Origin of the sequence: Aquidulcibacter paucihalophilus, from assembly GCA_030285985.1 — a bacterium.
Taxonomy (GTDB): Bacteria; Pseudomonadota; Alphaproteobacteria; order Caulobacterales; family Caulobacteraceae; genus Brevundimonas.
On sequence record CP127384.1, the window covers coordinates 672,530 to 694,395 of the forward strand.

The 21,866-nt window shown below is 67.2% G+C and carries 16 protein-coding genes; 7 read left to right on the plus strand and 9 right to left on the minus strand.

Going from position 1 to position 21,866, the window contains the following annotated elements:
• Nucleotides 1–14: 14 nt before the first annotated feature.
• Nucleotides 15–947 carry a fatty acid desaturase family protein gene (locus KB221_03370; GenBank protein ID WIY70070.1) on the minus strand — a complete coding sequence of 311 codons (933 nt, stop codon included), beginning with the start codon at nt 945–947 and terminating at the stop codon, nt 15–17.
• 161 nt (nt 948–1,108) lie between these two features.
• Between KB221_03370 and KB221_03375 the strand changes: the two genes are divergently transcribed.
• Genes KB221_03375 through KB221_03385 form a run of 3 tightly spaced genes read left to right on the plus strand, consistent with a single transcriptional unit; the run spans nt 1,109 to nt 2,683 of the window.
• A complete protein-coding gene (locus KB221_03375; GenBank protein ID WIY70071.1) occupies nt 1,109–1,513 on the plus strand; it encodes a hypothetical protein in 405 nt (134 codons plus the stop codon).
• Complete coding sequence (locus KB221_03380) at nt 1,513–1,710, plus strand: helix-turn-helix transcriptional regulator (GenBank protein ID WIY70072.1); 198 nt, start codon at nt 1,513–1,515, stop codon at nt 1,708–1,710. The genes KB221_03375 and KB221_03380 overlap by 1 nt, the downstream gene beginning before the upstream one ends.
• Nucleotides 1,711–1,744: 34 nt before the next feature.
• Nucleotides 1,745–2,683: an alpha/beta hydrolase gene (locus KB221_03385; GenBank protein WIY70073.1), complete on the plus strand. Its 939-nt coding sequence runs from the start codon at nt 1,745–1,747 to the stop codon at nt 2,681–2,683.
• Here KB221_03385 and KB221_03390 read toward each other — a convergent pair.
• From KB221_03390 to KB221_03415, 6 genes are all read right to left on the minus strand, one after another.
• Entirely contained in the window at nt 2,665–3,144 is a 480-nt protein-coding gene (locus KB221_03390; GenBank protein ID WIY70074.1) for a hypothetical protein, read from the minus strand. The genes KB221_03385 and KB221_03390 overlap by 19 nt on opposite strands.
• Nucleotides 3,144–4,007, minus strand: a complete 864-nt coding sequence (locus KB221_03395) for a DUF3298 domain-containing protein (protein ID WIY70075.1) — start codon at nt 4,005–4,007, stop codon at nt 3,144–3,146. The genes KB221_03390 and KB221_03395 overlap by 1 nt, the downstream gene beginning before the upstream one ends.
• Nucleotides 4,008–4,018: 11 nt before the next feature.
• Complete coding sequence (locus KB221_03400; protein WIY70076.1) at nt 4,019–5,065, minus strand: UbiA family prenyltransferase; 1,047 nt, start codon at nt 5,063–5,065, stop codon at nt 4,019–4,021.
• Nucleotides 5,066–5,110: 45 nt separating this feature from the next.
• Entirely contained in the window at nt 5,111–6,436 is a 1,326-nt protein-coding gene (locus KB221_03405) for an ammonium transporter (protein ID WIY70077.1), read from the minus strand.
• A 298-nt stretch (nt 6,437–6,734) separates the two neighbouring features.
• Nucleotides 6,735–7,757: an NAD-dependent epimerase/dehydratase family protein gene (locus tag KB221_03410; GenBank protein ID WIY70078.1), complete on the minus strand. Its 1,023-nt coding sequence runs from the start codon at nt 7,755–7,757 to the stop codon at nt 6,735–6,737.
• A 37-nt stretch (nt 7,758–7,794) separates the two neighbouring features.
• On the minus strand, nt 7,795–9,393 hold the full coding sequence (locus tag KB221_03415) for an alpha-amylase family glycosyl hydrolase (GenBank protein WIY70079.1): 1,599 nt from the start codon (nt 9,391–9,393) through the stop codon (nt 7,795–7,797).
• Between the two features lie 135 nt (nt 9,394–9,528).
• Here KB221_03415 and KB221_03420 point away from each other — a divergent pair, with 135 nt between their 5' ends.
• Nucleotides 9,529–10,080 carry a hypothetical protein gene (locus KB221_03420; protein ID WIY70080.1) on the plus strand — a complete coding sequence of 184 codons (552 nt, stop codon included), beginning with the start codon at nt 9,529–9,531 and terminating at the stop codon, nt 10,078–10,080.
• Here KB221_03420 and KB221_03425 read toward each other — a convergent pair.
• A complete protein-coding gene (locus KB221_03425) occupies nt 10,040–11,053 on the minus strand; it encodes a M48 family metallopeptidase (GenBank protein ID WIY70081.1) in 1,014 nt (337 codons plus the stop codon). The two genes, KB221_03420 and KB221_03425, sit on opposite strands and share 41 nt — an antisense overlap.
• 257 nt (nt 11,054–11,310) lie before the next feature.
• Between KB221_03425 and KB221_03430 the strand changes: the two genes are divergently transcribed.
• The 3 genes from KB221_03430 (at nt 11,311) to KB221_03440 (ending at nt 20,411) form a co-directional block, all read left to right on the plus strand.
• Nucleotides 11,311–16,731 (plus strand): M10 family metallopeptidase C-terminal domain-containing protein, encoded by a 5,421-nt coding sequence (locus KB221_03430; protein WIY70082.1) that lies wholly within the window; start codon nt 11,311–11,313, stop codon nt 16,729–16,731.
• Between the two features lie 132 nt (nt 16,732–16,863).
• Nucleotides 16,864–19,074 (plus strand): AGE family epimerase/isomerase, encoded by a 2,211-nt coding sequence (locus KB221_03435; protein WIY70083.1) that lies wholly within the window; start codon nt 16,864–16,866, stop codon nt 19,072–19,074.
• A gap of 458 nt (nt 19,075–19,532) precedes the next feature.
• A complete protein-coding gene (locus KB221_03440; GenBank protein ID WIY70084.1) occupies nt 19,533–20,411 on the plus strand; it encodes a metallophosphoesterase family protein in 879 nt (292 codons plus the stop codon).
• A gap of 105 nt (nt 20,412–20,516) precedes the next feature.
• Here KB221_03440 and KB221_03445 read toward each other — a convergent pair whose 3' ends face one another.
• Nucleotides 20,517–21,866, minus strand: coding sequence for an O-antigen ligase family protein (locus KB221_03445; protein ID WIY70085.1), 1,350 nt, complete (start codon nt 21,864–21,866; stop codon nt 20,517–20,519).

Here is a 21,866-nt window from a genome sequence, read left to right on the forward strand (position 1 = left end):
AGCGGATAGCAATGTCAGCGTGGCGCCGCGCCAACCAACACCTCGGCATAGCTGCTCGCCACCTCCATCCGCGCGCCCTGCGGCCTCGCCCGCACAGCCCGGTGCAGGGCCGGAAGCTTCCAGCAGGGCACATGCATGAACAGGTGATGCTCGGCGTGGAAATTGACCCAGTAGGGGGCGATGAAGGCGCGCTCCCACCAGGCGGCGCGGGTCGTGCGGGCGGCGCGGAACGGGTCGGTGGAGGATCCCTCGACACAGGCGTGTTCAGCGATGTTCCTCAGTCGGGTGACCATCGGGAACCAGGTGGCCAGGGGCAGCAGCCAGAGGACGAAATACGCCCACCAGACCCCGGCCAGGGTGAGGCCCAGCAGAAGCGCGGCGTTGAGCAGCAGGAAGGGGGCGATGCTGCGACCGGTGACGACGGCACCCTCGGCGAGATCCTTGTCGCGTTTCGAGGCGAAGGCCTGGAGGGCGAACAGCACGCGCTGTTTGAAGAAGGTCTGGCCGGTGAGGTCGCGGATGACCTTGCGGCGCAGGGAGGCGCGGGTGACGGGGAAGGGGGCCGACAGCACGAAATCGGGGTCCTCGGCCTGCTGGGCATATTTGTGGTGCGCCAGATGGTAGGGGCGGTAGGCGGCGAGCGAAGCTCCCACGGGAACCGCGCACAGCCAGTGGCCAAGGAAGTCGTTCAGCCGCCGGTCCAGCGACAGGCCGCCGTGGGCGGCCTCATGCATAAGGATGGCGAGGCCCAGCTGGCGGGTGCCGATGACGGCGATACTCACCGGGATGAGAAGGGGCCAGATCACGGCCACTGCCATGGCGGCGGCGATGACGGTCCAGCAGTGCAATACCAGCAGGGGGCCGATCCACGGCGAGCGTGTCTGGAACGACGCCCAGTCGCCGGGCTCGAAAAGGTCGGACGGCCGGATGCGGGGCGCGGCGGGCATGAAGGCAGGATACGCCCTGAGGGGGCCGACCGGAAGCTCGGGTTGTGATCGGAGGAGATGCCCGGAAGCGTCATTCGTCATGCGAACCCGACAAAAAGTCAGGTTGACATTACAATATGGGAATGTAAGGTAAGGCTTACATCAAGTCAGGAACGCCTTCCATGCTCGCTTTCGGAAAATCCACCTCGTCGGCGCACAAGCGATATGCCATCCGGACGATCGCCTTCATGTCCGGCTATGTGGCTGTCAATGTCGCCGCCATTTTCGGCGCGTTTGACGACATCACCTCGCCGGCCGCGGCATGGGGGCTGGCCCTGACCGTGTCAGCGCCGGTGATCGGCCAGATCTGGGCGACCCTGTCGCTGATGCGCGAGTCGGACGAGTTCGTCCGGGCCGTCGTCGCCAAACAGTTCATTCTGGCTTCCGGCCTGGCGATGGCGGTGGCCAGCGTCTGGGGCTTCGGCGAGAGCTATGCTGCCGCCCCGCACATTCCGGCCTGGATGATCTATCCGCTGTTCTGGGGCTGCTTCGGCCTGATCGCGCCCTTCGTGAAATCGTCGAACTGATGAAGAACCGCCTCAAACTTCTGCGCGTCGAGCGCGGCTGGACCCAGGAACAACTGGGACAGGCGCTGGGCGTTTCGCGCCAAGCGGTCAACGCCCTGGAGACGGAGAAGCACGATCCCTCGCTGGATCTGGCCTATCGCATCGCCGTGCTGTTCGCGCGGCCGGTGGAAGAGATTTTCGACAATCCGCACGCCTGACGATACGTCAGGATAACCTTACAGGATCACTGCCATGATGTTCATGTCCCGCTACGGCGGCGGCCAGCGGCTGCGCGCCTTCGCCATCGCCTCGGCCGTCGTTCTGGGTGTCGGCGCGGTCGCCTTCGCGGTTCGGGCCGAGCCCGCGCCTGTGGCGGCGCAGCCTGCCTTTGTCTCGGACCGTCTTTCCGTGGAGGTGATCGGATCGGGCCCCGATGTGGTCCTGATCCCCGGCTTCGCCTCCTCGCGGGAGGTCTGGCGGGTCGAGGCCGAGCGGCTGAGGGCGACGCATCGGGTGCATCTGGTGCAACTGGCCGGATTCGCCGGCGAGCCCTGGAGCCACGGCGACGGTCCGTTCGTGCAGCCGATGGCGGATGAGCTGGCGCGGTATGTTCGCGAGGCCGGACTGGTTCGGCCGACGGTCGTGGGACATTCGATGGGCGGGATGACCGCCGTGCTGCTGGCCCAGCAGCATCCCGAGCTGGTCGGTCGGGTGATGAGCGTGGACAGCCTGCCGTTCTTCAGCGCCCTGTACGGCCCGCAGGTCACGGCGGAGGCGGCGCGACCGTTCGCCGAACAGGCGGCGGCCGGCATGCTGGCGGCGGATGAGACGAGTTTCCGCACCCAGCAGGGCCAGTCCGCCGTCGGCCTGGCCCGCGATCCGGCGACGCGCGCCGCCATGGTCGAATGGTCGATGGCGTCAGACCGCCGGGCCCTGGCCTCGGCCATCCGCGAGGTGATGACCACCGACCTGCGGCCGGGGCTTGCGGCGATGACGACGCCCGTCTGGGCCGTCTATGCGGCCGACGCCGACGGAGGCGCGCCGGCGGCGATGGCCGACGGCCTCTGGGCACGGGAGTACGCCAGCCTGCCCGGCGTGCGGCTGATCCGTGTGGACGGCAGCCGGCATTTCATCATGGCTGACCAGCCGGCGCGGTTCGCCGAGCTGATGGATCAGTTGTTGGCGGACTGAGACCGTTCGGCCAGGCCGAGGTTGCCGGGAAGGGTGCAGGCGGAGACAATCCGCTGGCGGCGTCCGGCCTGGCCCGTGTCGGGGGCCAGATCGAGACAGTCGGTGACCTGAAGCGGGTTGGAATCGGCGATGATGACGCCGCCGCCCTCGACGCAGTCGATCTCGATCAGCGGGCCACCGTCGCGCGTCCGGCCGATGACAGCGGCCTCTGCGACCGTGCAGACCAGGCCGGCGCGGGCGACGGCGTCGGCGGCCTGATCCTGCACGGAGCCGCCGGCACCCGTGTTGCGACCCCGGTTCATTTCCTCGCGCGAGCCCTCGATCCGGCTGGGCGTCCCGGCGACCACGCCGAACTGGGTCGGGCTGTAGATGCGCAGGCCCTCGGGTTCGCGGGCGCTCTGGGGCAGGGCGAGGGCGGGGCCGGCGAGGCCGGCCAGGAGGATGATGGCGAGCCGGTGCATCAGGTGGTCGCCGGCGAGGGGCGGACGGCCATGACCGGCGTCACGTCGCCCGCCTTGAGCAACTGGCCCGCGAAGTCGTCGGCATAGGCCACGGCCAGCAGGGAGCGGAAGCCGGTGGCGGGGATGGCGATCTCATAGCCACCCTCGACATAGGGGCCGACCTGATAGGCGCCGATGAAGAAGATCAGGCCGGCGGCCTTGCCGTTCACCGTCCCCGGAGCGAGGACGAAGGGCGTGTCGGCGGCGCGGGGGCAGGACGCGCCGGGCGCTCCGCCGAGAGAGATGGAGGCGCTGTCCGGGACCCGGGCGCGCTTGGCCGCGTTGATGGCCGAGCACAGGGCCTGGTCGAGGACGCCCAGGTCAGTGTTCTTTCGGAACAGGTCGGCGAGGACGAGGCGGCGCTTCAACGCTTTGTCCCACAGGATGCCGCTGCTGAGGGTGTTGGGATGGGCTCCGCCCGAGTAGTCGAAATCGACCCGCTTGAGGCTGAACAGCTTGCCGGTCTCGAGGGCGGCGGTGACGGTGATGGTCTTTTCGAACTTCGGCCGGTCCGTGTCGGCCCCGGCCTCGGTCAGCTCGCCCTGGGCACCCTCGACGAACTGGCGAAGCCCCCGCACCTCCTCGGCATAGAGGCGCGCGTGGAGGTCGGTCTGGCGCTTGATGGCGTCGGGCAGGGTGAGGCGGACGTCGGCGTAAGGCGTCTTCGATTCAAAGGCCATCGGCGCGGCGGCGTCGGCCGGGGTGACGGCCGCGGGCGCACCGGGGGCAGGGGCAGCCGGCGGCGCGGGCTCGCGGTCGCGATTGCACGCGGACAGGCCGGCGGCGAGGGCGGCGCTCAGCAGCAGGGCGCGAACAGCGGACATGCGGGTCTCCTTCAGAACGGCCAGGATACAGCGCCCAGGATGATGGCGGAAAGCAGGATGAAGCCCGCATCGCGGTTCGAGCGGAACAGCCGCAGGGCCAGCGCCGGATCGTCGGGCCGGACGTCCCGCACCTGCCGGAACAGGTGCGCGGCGAAGGGCAGGAGGGCGACGTAGAAGATCGGGCCGAGACCGGCGGTCAGTCCGGCGAGGACGGTCAGGGCGACGGTCAGGGCGTAGAAGGCACCGACGCCGACCTGCACGTTGCCGCCGAGGCGGCGGGCCGAGGATTTGACCCCGACCATGGCGTCGTCCTCGATATCCTGCAGGGCATAGATGGTGTCGTAGCCGAGGGTCCAGAAGACGAGTGCGAGGTAGAGGAGGAGGGCGGGAAGGAAGAGCGCTGGGCTTCCGACGACGTAATAAGAATCCTGGATGGAATAGTCCGACGTCGCCGCGAGCATCAGACGGTTCAGCGGGCCGTCGGCAGCCACCGGGCCGAGGGTCGCGAGAATGGCTCCCAAGGTGGCTGCATAGCCCATCAGCGCGCCCCAGTTGAAGGTCAGGCCCAGCCAGGCCTGGGGCCACCAGGTGATGCGCTTCATGAAAGGGTAGGCGGCGACGAGGGCGAGGGAGGCGACGCCGAGCAGGACGGCGGTCAGGTTCAGGGTCAGCAGGATCAGCAGGCTGATCAGGCTGCACCCCACCACGAAGGCCAGCGCCTGTTTCACCGAGATCCGGCCCGACGGGATCGGCCGCATCGCGGTGCGGGCCACCTGCGCATCGATGTCGCGGTCGACGATGTCGTTGAAGGCGCAGCCCGCCGCCCGCATCAGGCAGGCCCCGAGGGCGAAGCCGAGGAAGAGCCATGCGTCGTAGAGCTCTGGCGTCCTGCGATATTGGGCCAGCGCCAGGGCGATCCCCTGCCAGCCCGGCAGGAGCAGCAGCCAGATGCCGATCGGGCGGTCGAACCGACCCAGCTTCAGCCAGGGTTTCAGGCCTTCCGGCGCGTGACGGTCGACCCAGTTCGTCGGGGCGTCGGGAAGCGGGGCGGAGGTCATGGGCCGGTTGTAGCGGGTTCCTCCCATGACCGGGAGGGGCCGTCGTTACGGATGTATCGTCTCGCCGTGCTGGGTGTAGTCGAGGCCTTCGATCTCCTCCTCCTTCGCCACGCGCAGGCCGGTGGTGAATTTGCAGATCATCAGGATGGCGAATGTGCCGACGGCGCTCCAGGCGATGACGGCGAGCAGGCCGATGGTCTGGTTGAGCAGGTTGGCGCTCGCCGCGACCGGGTTGATGGCGGCGGTGGCGAGGACGCCGGTCAGCAGGGCGCCGACGATGCCGCCGATGCCGTGCACGCCGAAGGCGTCGAGGCTGTCGTCATATTTCAGCGCGCGCTTGAGCCAGACGGCGCCGGCGTAGCAGGCCGGGCCCGAGACGATGCCGATGATGAAGGCCCCCTTGGGGTCGACCAGGCCGGCGGCGGGGGTGATGCCCACGAGGCCCGCGACGAGGCCGGACAGCAGGCCCAGCAGGGTCGGGCGTTTGTGGTCGATCCACTCCACGGCCGTCCAGCCGATGGCGGCGGCGGCGGCGGCGAGGATGGTGTTGAAGGCGGCGACGGCGGCGATGCCGTCGGCGGCCCAGGCCGAGCCGGCATTGAAGCCGAGCCAGCCGACCAGCAGCAGGCCGGCACCGATGGCAGTGAAGGCAAGGTTGTGCGGGGCCATATTGTCCCGGCCATGCCCGTGGCGCGGGCCGAGCACCAGGGCGGCGACGAGGCCGGCGACGCCCGCATTGACGTGAACCACGGCCCCGCCGGCGAAGTCGAGCACGCCCAGCGAGCCCATCCAGCCGCCGCCCCAGACCTGATGGCAGATCGGCGCATAGACGATCAGGTGCCAGAGGAAGAAGAACAGGATCGAGGCCGAGAATTTGATCCGTTCGGCGAAGGCACCGGCGATCAGGGCCGGGGTGATGATGGCGAAGGTCAGCTGGTAGGCGATCCAGAGAAACTCGGGCAGGCCGGGGGCCAGGCTGTGGGCCGTGGACGGGGTGATGCCGTTCAGGAAGGCCGCCTGCAATCCGCCGACAAAGCCGTTGGTCGCCTCGCCGCTTGAGCCGAAGGACAGGCTGTAGCCGACGATGAACCAGAGGACGGTGACGATGGCCATGGCGGCGGTCGAATGGGCGATGGTCGCCAGCACGTTCTTGCGCCGCACCATGCCGCCATAGAACAGGGCCAGACCGGGCAGGGTCATCAGCAGCACGAGGGCCGTCGAGGTCAGGATCCAGGCCGACGAGGCCTCGTTCAGCACCAGCGGAGCCTGATGCGCCAGCAGGGCCGGAGCGGCGGGCGCTGCGGCCAGGGCGGGGCCGGCGATCAGGCCGAGGCCAAGGATAACAAGGGCGGCGAGGCTGCGGAATTTCATGCGCGGGGTCCGAGGCTGGGAGACAGAAGGCTCGGCTCGAACCGCGTTCGGGGCCGCGGATAGGGATAGGAACCTATTGCACCGCAGCAGGCAAATCATTTCGTGTGCGGCGCAATAACTTGCTGTGACGCTGCACAGCAGGGCGCTCAAGACTGACGTTGCGGCACGTCCTGACCGCTGATGTTCGCGCCTGCGGTGACCTGCGGTGACCTGCGGTGACCTGCGCTCGACCTGTGATGAACCAAGGCTTGCCGGAGCAGGGGCTCCGGCGGAGGCATCAATTCAGGCGGAAACCTCCCTAGACGCCGTAGAAATCCCGATACCAGTCGACGAACCGCTTCACCCCGACGTCGATGGGCGTCGAGGGGGCGTAGTCGAGGGCGGCGCGGGTCTCGGTCACATCGGCTTCGGTGCGGGTCATCTCGCCGTCCTGGGTCGGCATGACGTTCAGGATCGCCTTGCGGCCCAGCACCTGTTCCAGCACCTCGATGTAGCGGGCCAGAGGCTCGCGCCGCCCGGCACCGAGGTTCAGGATTCGCCAGGGGGCCACGCCGCTGGTCGCCGGGGAAGGGGCTTCGGCGCTCCACACGGGATCCTTGCCGGGCACGACGTCCAGCGCGGCCACCACGCCGTCGACGATGTCGTCGACATAGGTGAAGTCGCGCTCCATCGTTCCTGCGCCATAGACGTCGATCGGCTGCCCCTCGAGAATGGCCCGTGTGAACTTGAACAGGGCCATGTCCGGCCGGCCCCACGGTCCATAGACGGTGAAGAACCGCAGGCCGGTGCAGGGAATGCCGAAGATGTAGGCATAGGCGTGGGCCATGGCCTCATTGGCGAGCTTGGTCGCGGAATAGACGTTCAACGGATGGGCCACGCCCTGCTGCACCGAGAACGGCAGGGCGGCGTTGGCGCCGAACACCGAACTGGTCGAGGCGAACACCAGATGTTCGGCCTTCACGGCGCGGGCACCCTCCAGAACGGTCAGGAAGCCGACGACGTTGGAGTCGATATAGGTCTCGGGGTTTTCGACGCTGTACCGGATGCCCGCCTGGGCTCCGAGGTGGACGATGCGTCGGGGCGCGTGTTTCGCGAACAGGGCGGTCATGCCGTCGCGATCCGCCAGGTCGAGCGTGTGGTGGATGTAGCCCGGCTGAGTCAGCAGGCGGTCGAGGCGCGCCTGTTTCAGCGCCGGGTCATAATAGTCGTTGAGATTGTCGATGCCGATCACCGTCTCGCCGCGCGCCAGCAAGCGCTGTGCGGTGTGGAAGCCGATGAAGCCGGCTGAACCGGTGACGAGAACGGGGCCCTTGGTGGTCATGGGTTTGCGATAGCGCCGCGCGTGCGGCTCCGCCACCTCATATCGCTGGCTTGCGGCTGATCCTGCCCGAAAGCGGCGGCATTTCGCCGTTCGGGACGCTGTCGAAATTGATCAGGGCGAGGACGTCCGCTGTGCCCGGCGAGCCCCAGGCCACGGCTTCATGGCCGAGGTTGAAGACGCAGGTCAGGGTGTCTTCGCCACGGGTGCGCTCAAAGGCGAGAACCGCGGCGGGGGCGTCGAGGAAGCGCAGGGACCCGAGCCGGAGGGCGGGCTCGCGCTTGCGCAGGGCGATCAGCCGGCGGGTCAGGTTGAGCATGGAGGCCGGGTCCGCGTCCTGAAGGTCGACGGCCAGGGGCGGGTGGCGCGGATCGACCGGCAGCCAGGGCTCGATGGTCGAGAAGCCGGCGTGTGCCGCTTCGGCGCGCCAGGGCATGGGTGTGCGGGCACCGTCACGGCCGAGGGTCCTGGGCCAGTTGGCGATGGCCTCGGGATCGACCAGTCGGTCGAAGGGCACGTTCGCCTGCGGCAGGCCCAGCTCCTCGCCCTGATAGACGAAGACATTGCCGCGCAGGGCCATGAGCAGAAGCATGGCCATGCGGGCGAAGCGGTCCGGGTCGCGGCCCTCGCTCCAGCGCGAGACGGCGCGCGGGGCGTCGTGGTTGGAGAAGGCCCAGGACGGCCAGCCCTGGCCGTGGGCTCCGTCCCAGGCGGCGTTGGCTCTGCGCACGAGGTCCGGGGTCAGGGCGTCCGCATAGAGGTAGGCGAAGCCATAGGCGCTGTTGAGATGGCGATCGTCGGCGGTGAAGGCCTGCATTTCGGGCTCGGCGGCCTCGCCGACGACCTCGGCGACGCTGAAGCGGCCGGGATAGAGGTCCATCAGCCCGCGGACCCGGGCGAGGAAGGCGGGGATCTGCGGCTGCGACTGGTTGTGGACGTGGGCCTGGTAGTCGAACGGCCGGGTGCGTCTGCCCGGGGGCGCGGGCGGATTGTCGGTCAGCTGCGGGTCATGCATGGCGAAATTGATCGCGTCGAAGCGGAATCCATCGACGCCGCGGTCGAGCCAGAAGCGGGCGACGTCCAGCAGGGCGTCCTGGACCTGTCCGTTGTGCAGGTTCAGCTGCGGCTGTTCCGGCAGGAAATTGTGCATGTAGTACTGGCCGCGCCGCGCGTCCCAGGTCCAGGCGGGGCCGGCGAAGACGGACTGCCAGTTGTTCGGCGGCGCGCCGTCAGGCCCGGCTTCTGCCCAGACATACCAGTCGGCCCTGTCGGCTGTGCGCGACTGGCGGCTCTCCGTGAACCAGACGTGCTGGTCCGACGTGTGGGCGAGGACCAGGTCGGTGATGATCTTCAGGCCGAGGGCGTGGGCGCGGGCGATCAGGCGGTCGAAATCGGCCAGGTCTCCGAACACCGGATCGACGTCGCAATAATCGGCGACGTCATAGCCGAAATCCTTCATCGGCGAGGTGAAGAAGGGGCTGAGCCAGACGGCGTCGACGCCGAGCGCGGCGATGTGGTCGAGGTGGTCGGTGATCCCCGCGAGGTCGCCGATGCCGTCGCCGTTGGCATCGGCGAAACTGCGCGGATAGACCTGATAGATGACGGCGCCGCGCCACCAGTCGGTGGAGGAAACGCTCAAAGGGTCTGGAACCTTGTCGGTCACGCGCGGCCTTCTGATTCGATACGACGTCGGGCGATGCGTCGTGACTTTGCAACGCCCGGCCACCGGGCGATAGGGTAGGCGGAAGACGGAGCCCGAAGGATGATCGGAACGATGAGGCGAGCCGGACTGCTGGGCCTGCTGCTGGCGCTGGTCGCGGGGTCGGCCTGGGCCGAGGTGACCCTGACCTTCTATGCCCATCCCGGCGCGCGGGTGCGGGACGGCAATCTTCTGTTCCCCCACGCCTTCGTGCAGGCCTCGGGCACGCTGGAGGATACGGGCGACACCGTGGACTGGGCGGCCGGGTTCACCGCCCGTAATCCGGGGCCGCATCTGCTGTTCGCGCGCGGCGACGGCGTGGTTGAGCTGCCCAACCCCCGCTATGTCGGCGAGGGCAAACCCTATCTGAGGCTGACGGTGAGCGACGCCGCCTATCGCGCTGTGCGGGCGCGCGCGGACTGGTGGAATACGCCGGAGGGCTGGGTCTATGACCTCCAGCGGCGCAACTGCATCACCTTCATCGCCGATCTGGCCCGCGTGGCCGGACTGCAGACGGCCGCCGAGCCGTCGATGAAGCCGGGGACGTTCCTCGAGGCGACAGCGGCGCTCAATCCGGCGGCGGCGATTACGGAACCAGAGGCTGGCCCGACGCCCGGCGGGCGCTGATTTCCGCCTGCACGTCCTCGAGGGCGCGGGCGCGCGCCTCGGCGGAGGGGTGGTTCCACTGGGGATAGCGGACGCGCCAGTTGTACGCCCCGAACCGGCGCCAGAAGGCGGGGGCGATGGCGCTGTCGAAGCCCGCACGGGCGGCGAGGAAGAGGCCGACGCGGTCGGCCTGCCGCTCCGCCCCGCCGGCCGTCGCGGAGAGGGCCGGCACGGTCTGGGTCTCACGGCCCCGCGTCTCGGCCTCGTGCCAGTCCCGGTGTCCGAGGACGTGGTGGGCGAGTTCGTGGCCGAGCACGACGGCAAGCTCGTCATCGGTCGCGGTGAAACCCGCCATGGCTGTGGTGATAAACAGGCGTTTGCCGTCCGCCCGGGCGTTGAGCTCGTCCGACGGATCGAGCTGGATGTCATAGCCGCAGGCCCGTTGCGGCGTGATCGTCGCGGTCCGGTCTGTGCCGCCGCGGCGGAAAACGACCTCGACCGGGCCGCGGGCCAGGGCGAGGTCGAGTTTGCGGATATTAGCCTCGACGCCTTCGAAGGCGGCCGCGCGCCGGTCAACCCCTCTGGCCATGGCCTCGCCGTTGACGCTGAGAAGAAGGTCGTCGCGCCGCAGCCCGGCGAGGTCCGCGGCCGATCCTTCCGGCACGGCCAGGAGGCCCGGCAGGTCGCCGTCCAGTCCGAACCGGGCTTCAGCCAGGGGGCGGAGTTCCGAACTGTACTGGCTCGCCGCATGGACCAGCCATCCGGCCGAGTTGCGCACCGCCGGGCAGAGCTCGGCATTGGCCGTCGAGAGGCGATGGCCAACCGTCGCGACCCGCTGGTCCAGGTCCGTCAGGGCGATCAGACGCTGCTCCGCCGGAGCCGCGATCGCCAGGCCGTCCTCCGGGACGGACGGGCTCGACCCGCAACCGGACAGGGTGGTCGCGGCGAGGGCGAGAAGGGCCGCAAGGGAGGCGGGGGAGCGGCGGTTCAACATCCCGACACCATGCGTCGGGGTCCGGGGCGTGCCAAGCCTTGAAGGGCGCAACCTGCGTCCCCCGGCTGCCCCGTCACGTATCACAGTGGAGCGCAGGGCGAGGTGGCCCGACAGCCAGGAGAAGACAGCGTGAATCGGCTGACAACCCTGAGAGGTATCCCCGGGAATTCATTACATCATGATTGCGTTGCGCTTGTCGTTTCGGCCTGCCGCGCTAGGGTGTTGGCATCAAATATCCTCTCCACGACGGTGGCCCCATGTTTTTCGGTATGAACAGCACCCGCTCCAGCGGAACCTCGATCAGCCTTCTTGATGCGTTTGAAGGGTTTACCGGCGAGACCCAGCGGTTCATCGGCGTCGGCGAGGCCGTAGAGCCGGCAGAGCCGGTCGATAATGGCTCGTTCGGGGCTATCGCCAGCTACCAGGTCTGCGCCTGCTGCGCCCGCTTCCATGGTCCCACGTCCGGCATCGACGGCGGCGGCGGCCCGACCTTCGGCCTGAACGCCGATGACCGGGGCGTGTTCGGCCCCAATGGCAAGCCTTCGCTGAGCTCAACGGACGCCGGCGCGCAGATCACCCGTACGAACCAGAGCTGGTCGTCGGCCTTGGGGACGGCTGCGGTGGTGACCTATGCCTTCCGCGATTCGGTCACGACCATGCCGACCGATACGGCCGGGTTCTCGCAGTTCAACGCCACCCAGATCGCGGCGACGGTCCTGGCGCTCTCCGCCTGGTCGGATGTCGCCAACATCACCTTCCAGCGCGTCCAGGACGCCGGCATCGAATTTTCGAACAACGCCACGATCCTGCTGGGCAACTATGCCAGCGGTCAGGACGGCGCGGCGGCCTTCGCCTATCTGCCGGGCGGCACGCCGGGCGGGACCGGCTTCAGCCAAGTCCAGGGCGACGTCTGGATCAACAGTTCGCTGTCCTACAACGCCCTGCCTGTCCAGCAAGGTTATGGTCAGCTGACCCTGCTGCATGAGCTCGGCCACGCCATCGGCCTGAGCCACCCCGCGGCCTACAACGCCAGCTCCGGGGGCGTGATCACCTATTCGGGCAGCGCCATCTACTACGAGGACTCCCTCCAGTATTCTGTGATGAGCTATTTCAGCGAGCGGGAAACCGGCGCTGACTTCCGCACAGACGGTGCCGGGGTGCGGCGCTATTCGGCCGCGCCGCTGCTCGATGATATTTCGGCCGCCCAGCGCCTGTACGGCGCCAATATGACGACCCGCACGGGCGATACCGTCTATGGCTTCAACTCCAATTCTGGCCAGATCTGGTACACCGCCAACAATGAGCTCAGCGCGCTGGTCTTCTGCGCCTGGGATGCCGGCGGGACCGACACGTTTGATTTCTCGGGCTATCTGAACAACGGCCAGATCATCGACCTGCGCCAGGGCTGCTTCTCGAGCGTCGGCGGCCTGGTCGGCAACGTCTCCATCGCCCTGGGCGCGGTGATCGAGAACGCCATCGGCGGCAGCGGTTCGGACACCTTCCGCGGCAACTCGGCCAACAACCGTTTCACCCCGAACACCGGCACGGACGTCGTCGACGGCGGGCTGGGCACGGATACGGTCGTCTTCTCCGGCGCGCGCAGCGCCTACACTGTCACCTGGAGCGGTCAGACCGGTACGATCACCGGCAACGGCCAGAACGTGACCGTCACCAATGTCGAATTCCTGCAGTTCACCGACCAGACCATCGCGGCGGCGCCGACGGGCGGCATCGTGGTCGGTGGTGACATCACCAGTGAGACCATCAACGGCACCGCCCTGGCGGACGTCATCGGCGGGCTCGGCGGGAACGACGTCATCAACGGCCTGGCGGGCAGCGATACGCTGAATGGCGGCTCGGGCAATGACACGCTGAATGGCGGCGACGACAACGATATGCTGATCGGTGCCCTGGGCAATGATGCGCTCAACGGCGGCGCCGGTATCGACACCGCCGACTATTCCGGCGCGGGTGCCGCGGTAACGGTCAATCTGACCGCCGGCACCGCCAGTGGCGGCGCGGGGGCCGACACCCTGAGCCAGGTCGAGAACGTGACCGGCACGACCTTCGCCGACACCCTGACGGGCGACGGAGCCGCCAACATCCTGCGCGGCGGCGGCGGCGTGGACACCCTCACCGGCGGCGGCGGGGCGGATGAACTCTACGCCGGCGTGCCTGGCCTGGCCGGCGGTGCGCCCGACATCATCAAGGGCAGCGACACGACCAACGGCAGCATCGGCACGGCCGTCTCCCTGACCGGATCCTTCGACCTCGCCGAGAACGCGGCGATTGCCGACTCCACGACCATTCCGCACGCGACGGTCGTGGCCACGACCCACGGCAATGTCGAATACTATCGCGTGACCGTGACGGCGGGCGAGACGGTGAATTTCGACATCGACAACGCCACCTTCGACAGCACGCTGCGCTTGTTCGATGGTGCCGGCGTCGAGCTGGCCAGCAATGACGACAGTGCGTCGGATGGCGGCGAGAGCACGGACTCTGCCCTGAGCCACACCTTCGCGACCGCCGGCACCTATTACATCCAGGTCGGGCGTTGGGTGAGCGGCAGTGCCCCCTTCGTCTCGGGCCCGCCCCCGGCCAACCAGACCTACACCCTGCATGTGTCGAGCCCGAGCCAGCCGGTCACCCCGATCGTCCTGCTCGGTTCGACCCTGAACGGCGATGCCGGAGCGGACCTCCTGACGGGCGGTACCGGTGCGGATACGCTGAACGGCGGTGCGGACGACGACACCCTGAACGGTGCCGGTGGTAATGACACAATCAACGGCGGGGATGGGTCGGACACGGCCGTCTTTACGGGCAACCGCTCGGCCTACACGATCACGGTGTCGGGTGGCGTGAGCACGGTGGTCGGCCCGGACGGAACCGATACGGTGTCCAACGTCGAGCGGCTGCAGTTTGCGGACGGGCTGTATGATGCGGCCGGGGCGCCGATCACGACGGGAGGGCCGATCAACGGGACGTCCGGGGCTGACACCTTGAATGGCACTGCGGGCGCGGACGTCATCAATGGTCTTGACGGCAACGATGTCATCAACGGACTTGCAGGTGATGACGTCCTTAACGGCGGCGCGGGGAACGACACGCTGACGGGAGGAGACGGTTCCGACACGCTAAACGGTGGCGCGGGCGACGATGTCTACAATGTCACCGCCGGCGACACCATCGTGGAAGCTGAGAACGAAGGACTCGATATTGTCTATTCGACAGGATCCTACCAGCTCGGCTCGAACCTGGAGGCCGTCTATCTGGTTGGGACAGGCAACTTCGTCGGGACGGGGAACGACCTTTCAAACTGGATCTATGGCGGCGCCGGTAGCGAGTCGCTGTTCGGCCTGGGCGGAAACGATGTCCTCGACGGCGGTGCCGGCAATGACGAGCTGGCCGGCAATGAGGGCGCCGACTGGCTGCGCGGAGGCGTCGGCAACGACACTCTGATCGGCGGGGCCGGCAACGACACACTGGCCGGCGGCGACGGTACGGATACGGCCGTCTATTCGGGTAACCGCTCCGCCTACACTATCTCGGTTTCGGGCGGCGTGACGACGATCTCGGGCCCCGAGGGCACCGACACGCTCACGACTGTGGAACTACTTCAATTCGCAGACGGCCTGTACAACATCGCCGGCAGTCTGATCATTAACGGCACTGCCAGCGGCGAAACGCTGAATGGCACTGCGAACGCGGACATCATCAATGGTCTCGATGGCAACGATGTCCTCAACGGCCTAGGGGGCGATGACGTCCTTAACGGCGGCGCAGGGAACGACACGCTGACGGGAGGAGACGGTTCCGACACGCTAAACGGTGGCGCGGGCGACGATGTCTACAATGTCACCGCCGGCGACACCGTCGTGGAAGCTGAGAACGAAGGACTCGATATTGTCTATTCGACGGGATCCTACCAGCTCGGCTCGAACCTGGAGGCCGTCTATCTGGTTGGGACAGGCAACTTCGTCGGGACGGGGAACGACCTTTCAAACTGGATCTATGGCGGTGCTGGTAGCGAGTCGCTGTTCGGCCTGGGCGGAAACGATGTCCTCGACGGCGGCGCCGGCAACGACGGGCTGGCCGGCAATGAGGGCGCCGACTGGCTGCGCGGAGGCGTCGGCAACGACACTCTGATCGGCGGGGCCGGCAACGACACACTGGCCGGCGGCGACGGTACGGATACGGCCGTCTATTCGGGTAACCGCTCCGCCTACACTATCTCGGTTTCGGGCGGCGTGACGACGATCTCGGGCCCCGAGGGCGCCGACACGCTCACGACTGTGGAACTACTTCAATTCGCAGACGGCCTGTACAACATCGCCGGCGTCCTGGTCACCACCGGCACCGCCGGGGCCGACACGCTGAACGGCACCGTGGGCGCTGATGTCATCGACGGCCTTGGAGGCAATGACGTAATCAACGGGCTTGGGGGTGATGATGTCATATACGGCGGTGCCGGAAGCGACACGCTGAACGGGGGCGATGGTTCCGACCGGTTGGAAGGCGGGGCGGGCGACGATGTCTACCATGTCACCGCCGGCGACACCGTCGTGGAGTATGAGAACGAGGGGCTCGATATTGTCTATTCGACAGGATCCTGGCAGCTCGGCTCCAATGTGGAGGCCGTGTATCTGCTTGGAGGGGGCACATACGTCGGGATGGGCAATGACCTGTCGAACTGGATCTACGGTGGTGCCGGCAATGAGTCCCTGTTCGGGCTCCGAGGGAACGACGTGCTTGATGGCGGCGCCGGCAATGACGGGCTGGCCGGCAATGAGGGCGACGATTGGCTGCGCGGAGGCATCGGCAACGACACTCTGATCGGCGGGGCCGGCAACGACACGCTGGACGGCGGCGACGGGACGGACACGGCCGTCTATTCGGGCAACCGCTCGGCCTACACCATCACAGTGTCAGGCGGCGTGACCACAGTTTCCGGACCGGAAGGAACCGATAGCTTGACCAACGTGGAACGGCTGCAGTTCGCCGACATGGTCACTGACGCCGCCGGCGCGCCCTCCGCCATGCCGCCGCTCGCGCGGGCTGATGCGCAGGTCTTGCCCGCGATGAACGGCGAGAAGGCCGGCGACGGGCCTGAGGTCCTGCCTGTCGCGCCGGCTGGCGAAATGGCCAAGGACGACGGACCTCAGGTCTTGCCGTTCGCCTCGGTTGACGAGGGCAAGGACTCTGGACCGGAGGTTCTTCCCTTCGCTCCCAACGACTTCGCCAAGGACGCCAGACCCGAAACGCTGCCGGGTGAAACCGACGTCTTCCCGACACTCGTGCGGGATCGGTTTTTCGCGACCGACTTCGCTCCGCGAGACGGCAACATCGCGGCGACCCTCTCCATGTTTGGCGAGCTGGCCGCCGAGGACGACTATCTGTTCGCCGCCGGGAGGGATCCGGATTCCCCCGAGGTCCTGCCGGCCACGGACGACGACTTCGTCCTGACAGACAAGTTCGAGGGCCCGCCCGTCCTGCCGCCTGTTGAGGTTGATTTCGACGGGACCGGCTTCGTCAAGGACATCGAGTTCGCCCAAGGTCTGCTGCATGCGCTGGGGGATCAGAACTTGCAGAACCCTTACATCTCCGCCGACGGCCTCACCGTGTTCGAAGACTGGTCCGGCATTGCCTCCCCAACCAGAAGCGACGTCTGGGGCTAAGGGAGCCGCCACGATTTCAGGGGCGGTTCGGACCATCCTGTCCGAGCCGCCCCGCGCCTCCCAAGCGGAATCAGCGCCCCCCGGTTGCCCTCTGAAGGCGGGCCGGATAGATCTCGTGAGGGGACCCGACATATGGCTATCTTTCCCGTAATCCTCTGCGGCGGCGCGGGAACCCGGCTCTGGCCTGCGTCACGTCCTGCGCGGCCCAAGCAGTTTATCGACCTGGTTTCCGACCTGTCCCTGTTTCAGGAGACTGTTCGGCGGGTCGCGCCGCTGGCGGAGGGCGGCCGGATCGTCGTCGTCGCGGGTCGTGATCATCGCAGATTCCTCGAGACCCAGCTTTCGGCGCTGGGCGTCGAATGCGATCTGATCCTGGAGCCTCTGGGTCGCGACTCGGCACCTGCCATGGCGGCGGCGGCGCTTTGGATCGAGCAGGTCGACCCGGAAGGGACGGCGGTGTTCGTGGCCTCGGACCATTACATTCCGAATCCCTCCGCTTTCAGGAAAGCGGCAATCGAGGCGGTGGTCTCTGCGGAGCGCGGGCGAATCGTGACCTTGGGCCTGGTCCCGACGACGCCGTCTTCGGCCTATGGCTATATCCTGCCGGAGAACGCCGGACTGTCCCGGGTCCGGCGCTTTGTCGAAAAGCCGGATCGGGTCGACGCTCAGCGCTATCTCGCGGAAGGCTACCTCTGGAACAGCGGAAATTTCGTCGTACCGGTGCGGATTCTTCTGGCCGACCTGGAGACCTTCGCTCCGGATGTGATCGCCGCCGTCCGCGCCGCTCTGCCGGAGGGTGGGTCAGGCACGCAGGTGCTCGGCCCAGCCTTCGCCTCGTCGCCGAAGATTTCCATCGACTATGCGGTCATGGAGAAGAGCGACAGGGTCTGGGTCCTGCCCGCCGCATTCGAATGGTCCGATCTTGGCGCTTGGGACGCCGTGGCCGCAACCGGGCTCGGGGCGCGGGGCGAATGGGTCGGCCATGCAAGTGACGGCTGCCTCGTCCGCGCCGCGCCGGGAATGGTGGTTGCTACGGCCGGGGTGTCGAACCTTGCAATCATCGCCGAGCCGGATGCGGTTCTGGTGTGCGACCTGAGCAGGGCGCAGGACGTGAAGGCGCTGGTCGAGGAGCTGGGTTGGCGCAAGCTTGGCGGAGTGGGCCGGGTCGATGTGGAGGCGGTCACGCTGAACCGGCTGTCGCATCAGTTCACCCGTTGGCTGAAGCTCGGCGCCTTGCCGCTTTGGGCAACGCTTGGCGTCAGCGCCGACGGCGGATTCTTTGAGGCGCTGGATGATGAAGGGGCCCCCGTCGGCGATTTCCGACGCGCCCGCGTTCAGGCTCGCCAAGCCTATGTCTTCAGCCTTGCGTCCGAATGGGGCTGGGGCGATGGTTATGCATCGATCGTCCAGCGCGGACTGGCGCGCTTCGAGGCGACCAACCTCAGGCCGGACGGGCTTTACCGAACACGGGTGAGTGGCTCCGGCGCGGCCCTCGACGAAACTCCGTCACTCTACGATCAGGCTTTCGTCCTGCTGGCGACCGCGACGGCCACCGCCGCCGGGATCGATCCCGATGGATGCCGACGAACGGCCGCGCGGGTCCGGGCGTCGCTTGACGCCCTCGCCCTGCCCCAGGGCGGCTGGCGCGAACTGGCCGGGCCCCCGTTCCAAGCCAATGCGCACATGCATCTGCTTGAGGCCGCGCTGGCATGGGAAGCGCTCGAGCCTGACGGGGCCTGGACAGTGATCGCCGATACAGCCGTGGGTCTGGCGAGGGCGTTTTTCATTGATGAGGCTGGGTTCCTCCGAGAGTTCTTCGGGCCCGATTGGCGGCCCGACGGGGGCGAGGCCGGACGGCTGGTCGAACCGGGGCATCAGTTCGAATGGGCTTGGTTGCTGAGCCGATGGGGCCGGCTGCGTGAGGATCGATGGGCGGTGGAGACGGCGAAGCGACTGTTCGCCTCGGGCGAGCGCGGCCTCGATCCGGCGCGTGGAGTGGCGGTCGACGAACTCGGCGATCACCTCCGGCCGGCATCGTTGCGCGCCCGGCTGTGGCCGCAGACCGAGTGGTTGAAAGCCGCGCTAATCCTCGCGGAGGAAGCGAAGGGCGACGAGCAAAACCGGCTGATCGAAAGCGCCGTCGCCGCGCTGCGTGCTCTGACCCTGTATCTCAAGCCACAGGGCCTGTGGCACGACAAACTGGGTGTCGGCGGCCATTTCGCCGCCGAACCCGCGCCAGCGAGCTCACTTTACCACATCGTTGCGGCCTATCGGCAGCTTCGGGAGACCGCCGCCGTTCTGCCGGCGGCGATGATCGGCACGCCCGCGCAGCCGGCGGCCTGACGCGGTCAGTCAGCCTGACGGGATCTGCGGCGTGGTTTGCGAGGCGCGCCGGCCGCCGGGCTCTCGACTGGAAGGTGCGACGGCATTGGCGGGAGTTCCCCGTAGAGGCCGGCAGATCGCGGTCGGCCGGGAGTCCGGTCGGCGCCGATGGCTGAATCACTGCGGTCAATCATCCGTGACGCTCCTCCCAGCGGCGACATTTTCTTACATTCTGGTAATGTTTACGCAACCTGGAACGCATTGAGCTTGGCACCACTGTGCGACAGCGGGGGCGTTTGGATCCGCGCCGGGTTCTTTCGGCCCCGCAGGTGAGTGTCCCGGCACAAGTCCGGGTTGGGCAACCTCAACGGCCCTTTTTGAGACACCGCCGGGCTTCTATAGGGTGCCGCCCCGTTTCCCCGCCCAAGGGACACCTAGGGATAAGCGCTCCGTTTGTTGTACAGAGAGTAATGCTCTCAATGCTTTTCCGAACTCGCTCGAAGGCGATCGCGCCGTTGGTGCCCACTGTTCCGAAGGGAACCGTGGTCTGGGCCGTGGGCGACATTCATGGCCGCATCGACCTGCTTCGACCCATGGTGGAAGCGATTGCTTTAGACCTCGACGCCAGCGCGGCGGATCGAAAGATGGTCGTTTTTCTGGGCGATTATATTGACCGGGGTCAGGACTCCCGGGGTGTGCTCCGGCTGCTCGCCAGCCTATCCGGCACCAAGGGCGTGGAGTGGCGGTTTCTCAAGGGCAACCACGAGCAAGCGATGCTGGGATTTCTCAACGACCCATCGGCGGGCGCGAAGTGGTGCGAGTATGGTGGCGACAGCGCATTGCGCTCTTATGGGCTCCGGCCGCCGGAACTCGCCCATCGCACGGAGGCTTGGGCCCGGGTATCCGCGGACTTGCGACACAAGCTGACGACGTGCGAACAGACCTTTCTCGAGACACTGGAGCTGAGTGTGACTGTGGGGGACTATTTCTTCACCCACGCTGGCGCCCGCCCGGGCGTGGCGCTCGATCGGCAGTCCTGGGAAGACCTGCTCTGGATCCGCCGCTCCTTTCTGGACAGTGCGGTGGAGTTCGAGCGGGTGATCGTGCACGGCCATACGCCGACGGCGACGGTTCACGCCGATCACCGCCGCATCGGGATCGACACCAAGGCCTATGAGTCGGGCCTGTTGACGGCTCTGCGCCTGGAAGGCCCGGAAAGATCCATCATTCAGGCGATCGGCACCGCCGGACGCCGTGTCGGGGCGTCGTTGGCGGGAGAAGACCTCGAAGCGGACGCCGTCGTGATCCGAAGGTCGCGTCTTACGGCCGGCGGCGGCGCACTAGACCCTTTCGGGTGACGTTCTCCCCTTGGGCTTAGAGGGCTGGGTAGACCGCCGCCGCCTCGTCGCGCCATCCCGCCATGCGGTGACGGCATTGAACCCCAAGCGACCGTTAGGCCCAGGTCACTCCGGTTTTGGCTCCGGTCGCCCCGCGCCCTCCAGCAGGGCGCAGCACAGGGCGAAGACGACAGCCAGCGTGGCCGTCCGAAGCGGGTAGTCCACGATTGAATGCAGTAGCAAGACGCCGATACCGATGCTGGCGGCGCGCTGCAGATCCCAGTCTCCAGAAGGCGGCGCTTTCCACGCAGTCCAGCATCGTCGAGCGTACCAGATCAGGAATGCCAGGATCAGGCCGATCCCGAGCCAACCGGCTTCCAGCCAAGTTTCGAGGTAGTCATTGTGGGCCTGGTTGAAGAAGGTGCTGTCGAGTTCCTCCAACGGCTCAACCGAGCGATAGACGGCGTCGAAACTTCCCACACCGGATCCGAGCGGAAGGTAGGTCTGAGCCGTCTCCGCGATGAGGGGCCAACGTTCGAAGCGAACCTCAGGTGCCCCTTCGGTGTCAAATCGCGCCAGGATGGGCGGGAGCGCTAGAACTGCGACGACCGTCAACGCCGCACCGATCGAACCGACCAGCACCAGGAGCCCCGGACCCGGCCGACCGCGTCCCGCGGCAATCCAGGCCGCCAGCAGGCTGATCAACAAGACGGGCGCGAACATGGTGATTCCCGCCCGCGACCGGATCGCGGCCAGGGCAACGACAACCAGCCCTGCAAACAGAGCCCCGAACCAAAGGGTGGCGGTCCGTCGATCCCGCCGCCTGAGTGTCGCCGCGGCGGAAATCAGCGCGAAGGGCAGGGCGACCAGAAGGAAGGACGCCAAGTGATTGCGATTGGCGAAAAAGCCCCTGACCCGGCCCGCCTCAGTCCAGTCCCAAAGGTAGAAACGTTCTCCGCCACTGGCCAGTTGGGCGGCACCGAGCAAAATGCCGGCTATTGTTGCAGCGATGCAGAACTGGACCACCCGCTCTCTCTGAATCGGCGACATGGTCAACACGGCGAGGAGGGCTGCTGCCGGCGGTGCAAGGGCCAAGGCTGACCCCCATGTCCGATCGGGAGCGATACTCAGCGGTACCCAGCCTGGTTGTGTCCCGGTGAGTTCCAAGGCGAGGACCATCTGGTCCCGACCGGGCAGGCCGGCCCATACCGCCGGAGGGAGCGGAATCGCCTGTATCAATGGGATGGCTACGACCACCGCCAACAAGCCGAGCACGAAGCGATGCTCACGCCAAAGGCCGGTGTCGATTACTCGTGCTGTCGCGAGCACCAGAAGCGGCAATGACGCCAGCTCAACAAGCGCCAGTCGGAGGGCATGGCCTTGGCTGGCACCGCCGAAGGCAAAAGAAAAGGCCAGCAAGACCATCGCAGCTACCGCGACGATGTCCCACTGGCCTTTCCAAATATTCTTAGGCAC